Source organism: Microcystis sp. M144S2, from assembly GCF_020246065.1.
GTDB lineage: Bacteria > Cyanobacteriota > Cyanobacteriia > Cyanobacteriales > Microcystaceae > Microcystis > Microcystis ichthyoblabe_A.
The window spans coordinates 1-10,493 of sequence record NZ_JADBTR010000034.1; the positions used below are offsets into that span (position 1 = coordinate 1).

10 protein-coding genes are annotated in these 10,493 nt (G+C 41.2%); 5 read left to right on the plus strand and 5 right to left on the minus strand.

Annotated elements, in window-relative coordinates; translation table 11 throughout:
* The first annotated feature begins 188 nt into the window (after window positions 1-188).
* Genes accC through IM462_RS04635 form a run of 3 tightly spaced genes read left to right on the plus strand, consistent with a single transcriptional unit; the run spans window position 189 to window position 2,754 of the window.
* Window positions 189-1,535, plus strand: a complete 1,347-nt coding sequence (gene accC, locus IM462_RS04625; RefSeq protein WP_008203409.1) for an acetyl-CoA carboxylase biotin carboxylase subunit — start codon at window positions 189-191, stop codon at window positions 1,533-1,535.
* A gap of 43 nt (window positions 1,536-1,578) precedes the next feature.
* Complete coding sequence (locus IM462_RS04630; RefSeq protein ID WP_287704424.1) at window positions 1,579-2,148, plus strand: Uma2 family endonuclease; 570 nt, start codon at window positions 1,579-1,581, stop codon at window positions 2,146-2,148.
* Window positions 2,149-2,178: 30 nt separating this feature from the next.
* Complete coding sequence (locus IM462_RS04635) at window positions 2,179-2,754, plus strand: Uma2 family endonuclease (RefSeq protein ID WP_287704422.1); 576 nt, start codon at window positions 2,179-2,181, stop codon at window positions 2,752-2,754.
* Between the two features lie 77 nt (window positions 2,755-2,831).
* Here IM462_RS04635 and IM462_RS04640 read toward each other — a convergent pair whose 3' ends face one another.
* Window positions 2,832-3,299, minus strand: a complete 468-nt coding sequence (locus IM462_RS04640; RefSeq protein ID WP_287704420.1) for a DUF29 domain-containing protein — start codon at window positions 3,297-3,299, stop codon at window positions 2,832-2,834.
* A 99-nt stretch (window positions 3,300-3,398) separates the two neighbouring features.
* Complete coding sequence (locus IM462_RS04645) at window positions 3,399-3,998, minus strand: Uma2 family endonuclease (protein ID WP_012265011.1); 600 nt, start codon at window positions 3,996-3,998, stop codon at window positions 3,399-3,401.
* 187 nt (window positions 3,999-4,185) lie between these two features.
* Here IM462_RS04645 and IM462_RS04650 point away from each other — a divergent pair, with 187 nt between their 5' ends.
* A complete protein-coding gene (locus IM462_RS04650) occupies window positions 4,186-5,781 on the plus strand; it encodes an Hsp70 family protein (RefSeq protein ID WP_287704417.1) in 1,596 nt (531 codons plus the stop codon).
* Between the two features lie 411 nt (window positions 5,782-6,192).
* On the opposite strand, the gene IM462_RS04655 is transcribed toward IM462_RS04650, so the two are convergent.
* On the minus strand, window positions 6,193-7,446 hold the full coding sequence (locus IM462_RS04655; protein WP_287704415.1) for a competence/damage-inducible protein A: 1,254 nt from the start codon (window positions 7,444-7,446) through the stop codon (window positions 6,193-6,195).
* A 357-nt stretch (window positions 7,447-7,803) separates the two neighbouring features.
* On the opposite strand from IM462_RS04655, the gene IM462_RS04660 reads away from it, so the two are divergent.
* A complete protein-coding gene (locus IM462_RS04660; protein WP_287704413.1) occupies window positions 7,804-9,360 on the plus strand; it encodes an AAA-like domain-containing protein in 1,557 nt (518 codons plus the stop codon).
* A gap of 143 nt (window positions 9,361-9,503) precedes the next feature.
* Here IM462_RS04660 and IM462_RS04665 read toward each other — a convergent pair whose 3' ends face one another.
* Window positions 9,504-9,788, minus strand: coding sequence for a DUF4164 domain-containing protein (locus tag IM462_RS04665; RefSeq protein WP_287714897.1), 285 nt, complete (start codon window positions 9,786-9,788; stop codon window positions 9,504-9,506).
* Window positions 9,789-10,011: 223 nt separating this feature from the next.
* Window positions 10,012-10,308, minus strand: coding sequence for a DUF4164 family protein (locus IM462_RS04670; RefSeq protein ID WP_287704410.1), 297 nt, complete (start codon window positions 10,306-10,308; stop codon window positions 10,012-10,014).
* Window positions 10,309-10,493 lie beyond the last annotated feature (185 nt).

Here is a 10,493-nt window from a genome sequence, read left to right on the forward strand (position 1 = left end):
ACACCCCACACCCCACACCCCACACCCCACACCCGTTCGGCTGAGCTCACGGCCGAAGCCCACACCCCACACTCCACACCCCGCACCCCACACCCCACTTCCCCACTTCCCGATTTCCCCAAGGTAACAAAACCAGATATTCTACTAAATAGTCGCCTATCACACCAGCCTGATCTCGTGGTCGTCCAATGCAGTTTGCCAAGATATTAATCGCCAATCGCGGGGAAATCGCCTTAAGAATCCTTCATAGTTGCGAAGAATTGGGCATTAGAACCGTTGCCGTCCACTCTACCATCGATCGCCATGCCCTTCACGTTCAACTGGCCGATGAGAGTGTTTGTATTGGTCCGCCCCCAAGCAGCAAAAGTTACCTAAATATCCCTAATATCATCTCGGCTGCCCTAACACGCAACGCCACGGCGATCCATCCCGGTTACGGTTTTTTGGCAGAAAACGCCCGCTTTGCCGAAATTTGTGCCGATCATCAGTTAACTTTTATCGGTCCGTCTCCCAGTGCTATTCTGGCTATGGGGGATAAATCTACCGCTAAAAAAACCATGCAAAAAGCGGGAGTTCCCACTATCCCCGGCAGTGGTGGTTTAATTACCTCAGAAGCGGAAGCAAAACGTATCGCTGATGACATCGGTTATCCTGTCCTGATCAAAGCCACCGCCGGCGGTGGAGGGCGTGGGATGCGTCTTGTCAAGAGTGCAGATGAACTAGGTAATATGTTAAAAGCCGCCCAAGGGGAAGCAGAAGCTGCTTTTGGCAATTCAGGAGTATATCTAGAAAAATTTATCGAATGTCCCCGACATATCGAGTTTCAGATTTTGGCCGATAGTCACGGTAACGTAATCCATTTAGGAGAAAGAGACTGTTCGATTCAGCGACGACACCAAAAACTGCTAGAAGAGGCCCCGAGTCCCTTCCTAACGCCCCATTTACGCTCAAAAATGGGTAATGCCGCCGTTAAAGCCGCTAAATCGATTAATTACGTCGGGGTGGGAACCGTGGAATTTTTAGTCGATAAACACGGTAATTTTTACTTCATGGAAATGAACACCCGTATTCAGGTGGAACACCCCGTCACGGAGATGATCACGGGGATAGACCTGATCCGAGAACAAATTCTGGTGGCACAGGGCGAAAAACTGCAAATTAAGCAAGATCAGGTGATATTTAGAGGGCATTCGATCGAGTGTCGCATTAATGCCGAGGATCCCGATCACAATTTTCGCCCTCACCCCGGCAAAATTAGCGCTTATCTGCCCCCCGGCGGTCCGGGTGTCCGCATGGATTCCCACGTTTACACCGATTACGAAATCCCCCCCTATTACGATTCCCTAATTGGGAAATTAATTGTCTGGGGAGAAAATCGCGAAACTGCGATTAAACGCATGAAACGGGCCCTGCGGGAATGTGCGATCACGGGAGTACCGACGACTATTGATTTCCATCGTAAAATATTGGAAACTCCCGCCTTTTTAGCTGGAGATGTTTACACTAATTTCATCCAGGAACATCTCTTGCCCTAGGGCGTTACCATAAATTTTAGACGAGAGTAGGCTAGGGATAATAATGACAGTAGAAGTTAAATTTAACTCGTTTCAACTCAGCGATGAACAGTTCTTTCAACTTTGTCAGGATAACCGAGATTTACGCTTGGAACGCAACCCAAAAGGAGATTTAATTATTATGCCACCGACTGGAGGAGAAACCAGCAATTCTAACGCTGGAATCACTGCCCAATTATGGTTATGGAATAACCTACATAAATTAGGTGTAGTTTTTGATTCTTCTGGAGGGTTTAAACTACCGAATGGGGCCGATCGCTCTCCCGATGCTGCTTGGATACCCTTAGAAAAATGGCAAGCTTTAACCCCGCAACAAAAGGAAAGATTTTTACCTCTATCTCCCGATTTTGTCATTGAATTAATGTCCGCTAGTGACAACTTAGAAACTACTAGGAAAAAAATGCAGGAATATTTAGATAATGGGACTCGTTTAGGTTGGTTAATCAATAGAAAAACTAGAGAAGTGGAAATTTATCGTCAAGGACAGCCAGTAGAAATTTTAACTAATCCGGAGAGTTTATCGGGGGAAAATATTTTATCTCAATTTGTCTTAGAACTTGATAGTATTTGGTAATTATATAATCCTATAAAAGAGAATCTAAACATGATGACAGTAGTAGAAGTTAAATTTGAATCTTGGCAACTCAGCGATGAACAGTTTTTTCAACTTTGTCAGGATAACCGAGATTTGCGCTTGGAACGCAACCCAAAAGGAGATTTAATTATTATGCCACCGACGGGAGGAAAAACGGGCAATAGTAACGGTAGAATCACCCAACAATTATTTAATTGGTCAGATAACAATGGTAAGGGTATCGCTTTTGATTCTTCCACAGGATTTAAACTACCGAATGGGGCCGATCGCTCTCCCGATGCTGCTTGGATACCTTTAGATAAATGGCAAGCTTTAACCCCGCAACAAAAGGAAAAATTTTTACCTCTATCTCCCGATTTTGTCATTGAATTAATGTCCGCTAGTGACAACTTAGAAACTGCTAGAAAAAAAATGGAGGAATATTTAGATAATGGGACTCGTTTAGGTTGGTTAATCAATAGAAAAACTAGACAAGTAGAAATTTATCGTCAAGGACAGCCAGTAGAAATTTTAACTAATCCAGAGAGTTTATCGGGGGAAAATATTCTGCCAGAATTTAGTTTAAATCTTACTTTGATTTGGTAAATCAGAGGTAGTGATTGCCGTTTAAAGCTTGGCTTTGTTAGGCATTATATTCATCGATAAAATACGAAACTTTAGTTTTAAGGAAGATAGTCATAATCAAGGATTTCTGCAAGGGTAAAGGGTGATTCAATCGGGAATAAATCAGCAGCAAGTTGATACTTTCTGACAGTATCTTCTCTGGCTGCTTGGTAACAATCTATCCAGATTTCAGGAATCAATCTTCTCAGACTTGGACTCTCTTTTAATAAGCGTTGAACTTGTCGGCGTTGTTCAACAACTGTGCTGCGCCACCCTTGAGCATTTGCTTCCTTTTCAGTTAGCCAGTAAGTCAATTTAAGCAAATGTTCGGCAATGACGGTTAAGCGACTTTCTAGTTCTCGTTTTTCACTCCTTCCCATCGTTTCAATTTCTTCGATCAAATTTTCTAAGTCTAATTTTTCAAAACGATGTTCTTTGAGTAAATTAGCGGTTTCTTGTAACCATCGGTAGAAATCTTCTTGATAAAGACTTTTACCTGAGGAAACTAAAGACTTTTCGATGCTCATTTGATGATGACCTAGAAAAAAGAATTCTTAGATAATTTTAAAGCGACTCCCTGATCTCGAGAAGATTGGCAGAATATCGCAGGATGACCCCTGAAAACATCAGAGCTTTAAATTTAAGCTAAAATTAGGTAAAACATCTTCACCCGATAAATCAGTGGGATTTTCTAATATTTCTACCTCCTTTCCTTGACGATAAATTTCAACTTGCCGATTCTGGGGATCGATTAACCAGCCTAACCTTGCGCCATTTTCCCTATACTCAAGCAGTTTTTTCTGTAATTTGTCAAGACTATCGGATTCAGAGCGCAATTCCACCACAAAATCGGGACAGAGGGGAATAAATCCCTTTTTCTGCTTAGGGGTTAAAGATTCCCAGCGTTCTCGACTCACCCAAGATAGATCGGGAGAACGAATCGCCCCATTTGGTAGTATAAATCCGGTGGAAGAGTCAAACCCGACTCCTAAAGCTTCATTTTCTTCGCACCAGCGACCCAGTTGAGTCGTTAAGCTAAAATTACGCTGTCCTGATTCGCCACCTGTCGGGGGATTCACGATTAATTCTCCTTGGGCTGTACGTTCTAATTTTAAGTCCCGGTTGACCGCAGCAAGGGCTTCAAACTGTTCAAGGGTGATAGAGAGAGCGATCGCGCTAGGAATTTCTAAGGAGAGGGTTTCGGGTGAGGTAGTAACTGCTAACATAATCCTTTGATCAGGTGCAACTTATACTATTAAAGATTATTGGTCAAGTTTCTGCACAGAATTCTTTAGCTTGCGCTGAACAAATTCCCGATTTTTTAGGGAAACTTCCACCTCAATCGGGCGGTTTCACTAAATAACAGGTTACAATAGCCAATACTTAACTAAATTTACCTAAAAACCATCGATCGTGTTCTACGCTATTGATTTCGGAACCAGTAATACCGTCATTACTCGTTGGAATGGGGCGACAAATAGGGCCGAAACCGTGAAATTATCGGAGTTATCCCAACAAATAGCCGACAATCCCCCCCTAATTCCCAGTTTACTCTATATTAAATCAGCCAATCCCCTGCAAGTAATTGCCGGTCAAGCAGTGCGCGATCAGGGTTTAGATATCGATCGAGACCCGCGTTTTTTTCGTCGCTTTAAACGAGGTATCGGGGCAAAAATTCAAGGATTTTTACCGGAATTAGAGGAAACTGTCCTCAGTTTCGAGGGGGTTGGCCAATGGTTTCTCGATAGCATCATCGACCACTTAAAAAACACCACCCCGGAAACCCCCCAATCGCTAGTTTTAACCGTTCCCGTCGATAGTTTTGAAAGTTACCGCAATTGGTTAAGCAATGTTTGTCAGGGTTGGGAAATCGAACAAATTAGACTAATTGATGAACCCACGGCCGCCGCTTTGGGTTATGGAACCACTGGGGATCAAGTGATTTTAGTGGTAGATTTTGGCGGTGGCACCCTCGATCTTTCTTTGGTACAATTAGATTTAGATAATCCTCAAAAAAATCAAGGTTTTATTCTCAAATGGGGAGAAAAACTTTTAGGCAATAATTCCGCCCAAAAAACTAAACTAGCGAGAGTTTTAGCCAAGGCGGGGACAAATTTAGGGGGGTCAGATATAGACGATTGGATTGTCGATTATTTTGCCCAAAAGCAATCTTTAGCGAAAACTTCCTTGACTACTCGTCTAGCAGAAAGATTAAAGATTAAACTTTCTTCCCAATTAACCGCCGAGGAGGTATATTTTGATGAGGAAAATTTCGAGAGTTACGAGTTAAGCTTAGATCGAGAACAATTGAACGATATTCTCCAACAACAAAACTTTTTTAATCAATTAGATGATTTAATGACGGGAGTTTTGCAACAGGGAAGACGCAATGGAATTGAAGTTAGCGACATCGATGCGGTGTTATTAGTTGGGGGAACCGTACAAATTCCGGCGGTAAAAGATTGGGTGCGACAGTATTTTGATAGTAGTAAAATTAAAGAGGATCGACCCTTTGAAGCGATCGCTTTAGGAGCGTTACAATTAGCCCAAGGTTATCAAGTCAAGGATTTTCTCTATCATAGCTACGGGATTCGTTACTGGAATCGTCGCAAAAATGCCCACGCTTGGCATCCGATTATTAACTCTGGACAACCCTATCCTATGGAAAAACCCGTGGAATTAGTCCTAGGTGCTTCCGTGGACAATCAACCCAGTATTGAGTTAATTATCGGCGAATTAGGGACGGAAAGGGGGGCAATGGAGGTCTATTTTGATGGTGATAAATTAATTACTCGTTCCCTCGGTAATGGAGAAACTAGCGTTCAACCCTTAAATGATCGCGAGGGGGCCCGATCAATCGCTAAACTCGATCCTTTAGGTTTTCGGGGTAAAGATCGCATTAAAGTGCAGTTCTGGATTGATGATCAGTGTTTCCTGCGGATTAATGTGGAAGATTTACTCAGTCAAGAATTGTTACTAAACAATCAAATTGTCACCAAATTAAGCTAGGCTTGGCTTCAGCCAAAAATCAAGTGCAGACTCATAGTAAGTTTGCACTGATATTATCGCAATATTCTGTTTTACCGGTGGCTTTATCGACTGTGATCGCGCACGGGGATCGGGATTAGTTCGGGTTCGGGTTCGGGTTCCGGACCAAAAACACTCTCGATTAGTTTGCGCGCCCATTCTCTCAACTTGTCTATCACTTCATCTAAATAGTCCATTGACCAAATGGCTCCTTTGAGATACTAGCTATGAGTTTTCGTCGATTGATCCCCGCAACAGCTTGATTCTAGAGAATTTTAACTAATTTTCATCGTTTGGCTGTTAAATCTGACGAGCGGGGGAATCTATATCTTGTATTTATATTAAGCTTAACATAACTTTTTAGTCTGAGTATATATTCTTGGCAATTCTTTTTTAAGATATTGTTAATAAATTCCGGCGTAGGCGATCGAGGGCGGTATAAGCACTAATCTGGCGAATAGTCAAGCGATCTCGATTTTCTCCGAAACGATGCTCTGATACGGTGACATTTCCCTGAGGACCGGCTAAACCGATATAAACTAGGCCCACGGGTTTTGTCTCACTGCCTCCTCCTGGTCCGGCAATACCCGTGATACTGATCCCCCAATCGGTAGCGAGGCGTTTTTGCACTCCTAGGGCCATCTGTTGGGCAACAATGGCACTGACAGCCCCGAAATTATTTAAATCCCCCTCATTTACGTCTAAGAGGGCAACTTTTACCCGATTATCGTAGGAAATAACCCCACCCCAAAAATAATCGGAACTGCCGGCGATTTGGGTGATAATTTCCCCTAATCCTCCTCCAGTACAGGATTCTGCCACACTCAAAGTTTGTTTTTGTCGCCGCAACAGTTCCCCCACTACCGAGGGTAAAGTATCATCATCGGCCCCAAAATAATCTAATCCGGCGATTTCCTTAATTTCCGTCGCTACTGGTTCAATTACCTGCAAAGCAGCCTTTAAAGAAGGGGCTTTCGTCGCAATTCGCAAACGCACTTCGCCTAAACCAGCATAGGGGGCAACGGTGGGATTAGTCAGATCAAATAAATGGGCTACTTTTTCCGCTAAAGCTGACTCACCGATACCGCGAAATTTCAGAGAACGACTATAAATCCTCTCTTTGCCCCATCCTTGACTTTCTAGGTAAGGAATCGCCGTTTCTACCCACATTCTCTTCATTTCTGAAGGTACTCCGGGGAAAGTGAGAATAGTCAGGTTAGTCTGTGGTTGCCAGATCATGCCGGGGGCGGTTCCCGTCGGATTTGGCAAAAAATCGGCTCCCACGGGTATTAAAGCCTGTTTACTGTTACTAGGAGGCATTTCTCGCCCTAAACTCGTAAATTTAGCCTCGATTTCTGCTAAAATCTCTTTATCTTCTCTAAGGGGCGTTTGGAAAAAATCGGCGATTGTTTCTGTGGTTAAATCGTCGGGAGTCGGTCCCAGTCCGCCGGTAAAAATTAAAATTGAGGAACGTTCTCGGGCAATAGCGATCGCTTTTTTCAGTCTTTCTACATTATCCCCCACCACCGTTTGATAATAATGGGGAATGCCTAATTTTGCCAATTCTAGGGCTAAATATTGGGCGTTAGTATTAACTATATCCCCTAATAATAATTCCGTTCCTACACAAATAATTTCAGCGGCCATAATTTTTGACAATTAGCTTAAGATTTTCAATTTTGATCATTAACTGATCTCCTGTCACCATCGTTCGATCGGGTTTAGGTAACGATGGTCATGGAAGTTAACCATATCAATGCGCTCCAACATTATACCAGTAAGCTATCAACAATCAAGGTCTTGTATATTAAATGTCACTTTGTTGCTGAACAGCCCATATCTGATTTAGCAAACATAAAATCAGCGCATTATTCCCTTATATAACAATAATTGATCATAATCAAGCATAACAAAGTATTGCCGATCATCACCTCTTCCTTCCCGCCATTACAAACCCCACCAAAATCATCTAAAATTAAAATGTCCACTAAATAATAAAATTCTATGACTCGCTGGTTTAATATTGCCGGTCCCTGTAAGGACGATATCCACTATATGCTCTCTCCCACAGTACGATTACCAGATTTAGAGGAGTTAATTAAACAAGAAAGTTACTTTGTCCTACACGCACCACGACAAACGGGGAAAACCACCGCCATGTTAGCCCTAGCAAAACAACTTACCGATACTGGAAATTATGCCGCAGTCATGGTATCAGTGGAAGTAGGAAGTGCATTTAATCATGATCCTACAGCCGCAGAATTAGCAATTTTAGGGGCATGGTATGATACAATAAATATCCGTTTACCTAAAGAATTACAACCAGCTGCTAAACAATGGCAACAGGAAGAACCAGGAAATAGAATTAAGGCTTTTTTACAAAGTTGGGCAACATCTTTAAATCGTCCCATAGTATTATTTATAGATGAAATTGACTCTTTACAAGACCAAACATTAATTTCTATTTTACGACAGTTAAGAGATGGTTTTCCTAAACGTCCTGAAAATTTTCCCTCGTCAGTAGGATTAATTGGTTTACGAGATGTGAGAGATTATAAAGTAGCATCGGGAGGTAGTGATAGATTAAATACATCTAGCCCTTTTAATATCAAAGTTGCTTCTCTGACTATGCGAAACTTTAATCTTGCAGAAGTGGGAGAATTATATCAACAACATACAGCAGCAACTGGACAAATTTTCACACCAGAAGCTATAGAAACAGCATTTGATTTAACCCAAGGACAACCTTGGTTAGTCAATGCTTTAGCTAAAGAAATTGTAGAAAAGATGGTAAAAGATAGAAGTATTATTATTGCCAAGGAACACATTTTACAAGCTAAGGAAATATTAATTGCTCGTCAGGATACTCATTTAGATAGTTTAGCGGAAAGGTTAAGAGAACCAAGAATTAAAGCCATTATTGAACCGATGTTAGCAGGTTTAGAATTAGGAAATATCCCTAATGATGATATTCAATTTGTGATGGATTTAGGATTATGTAAAATGCACCCCTATGGAGGATTAACTATTGCTAATCCCATTTATCGGGAAGTGTTACCGAGGGTGTTAACAGTGACACCAATGGCTTCTTTACCAATGATTGCACCCACTTGGTTAACCCTGGAAGGTGAATTAAATATAGATGCTTTATTAACAGCATTTCTCAAGTTTTGGCGACAACAGGTCGAACCGTTATTAGGTAGTGCTGCTTACCATGAAATTGCTCCGCATATAGTATTAATGGCTTTTTTACATCGTGTGGTTAATGGTGGGGGAGTTTTAGAAAGGGAATATGCAATTGGTAGTGATAGAATGGATTTATGTTTGCAGTATAAAGATGTAATTTTAGGGATTGAATTAAAAGTATGGCGGGATAAAAAACGCGATCCCCAAGCTGATGGAATTGAACAATTAGAATCTTATTTAGGGCGTTTAGGGTTAGATTTTGGTTGGTTATTTATCTTTGATAGGCGCAAAAATGCTTTACCAATGGAAGAAAGATTATCCACTGAGGTATTAGTGACAGAAAATCAATATAGAATTACTGTAATTAGGGCTTGAGTTTTATATTTTTTGTTTGACGCAGAGGCGCTACAGTGGCAGAGAGGAGAACGGAAAGAGGGATTTTTGCAGATTGTTTTTCTCTGTATCCTTGAAAATTGTAGAGTAAACAAATCTGTACGAATTACCATTAGGGATAACTTTTAGGGATTAGGGAAAAAGACGATTTTTCCCAGAATGCCTAGTATTCCTGTCACCAAAATTCCGACAATGCCAAGAAACCCATTAGTGGTAATATTCACCCGTGCATTCAGGTCGTCAATAGGCTTTTCTATTTCCATAACTTTAGAATCTAGGGCTTTAATATCCCCTTTTATTTCTGATTGTCCTATCTCTAACTTATTAACATCTCTTTGTAAAGAGTCGATTTTTCCCTCAATCCTTGTCAGGACTGCTTCTAGGGAATAGGTTACGGTTTCGTTAGACATTAGACCTCTTGCATAAATCCGAAAACAAACGATAGAAACAATAATGGGAGGGACTTTCAGTTAATTATTTATTAGTAGTTGATAATCTTCAAAAATGTTGCTGTAAAAGGATCGACTTAAGACTTTTGCAAGAGGTCTATTGTGCTAAACTCCTACTTTTGCTGATTTTTTCTCTAATCGACAAGGCATCAAAATTGCCGATATGCAAGACTAAGGATAACTTTTAGGGATTAGGAAAAAAGACGATTTTTCCCAGAATACCTAGTATTCCTGTCACCAAAATTCCGACAATGCCAAGAAACCCATTAGTGCTAATATTCACCCGTGCATTCAGGTCATCAATACGCTTTTCTATTTCCATAACTTTAGAATCTAGGGCTTTAATATCCCCTCTTATTTCTGATTGTCCTATCTCTAGCTTAGTTAGACGCTCATTAACATCTCTTTGTAAAGAGTCGATTTTTCCCTCAATCCTTGTCAGGACCGTTTCAAGGGAATAAGTTACGGTTTCGTTAGACATTTGCTAAACTCCCAGAGTTATCCTGCCGCTATCTTAATTATTAAGGCTCTACCGAACCTGTCATGCAAAACTATCAACAACTTATGCTTGTAAAGCTTGTACAATAGGGCTTTGAGTTTTTGTTAGATTGATATTTATCAACTTTAGAGCATTGCTGGACAGAGAGGGAGCTTGGGGAATTTTCT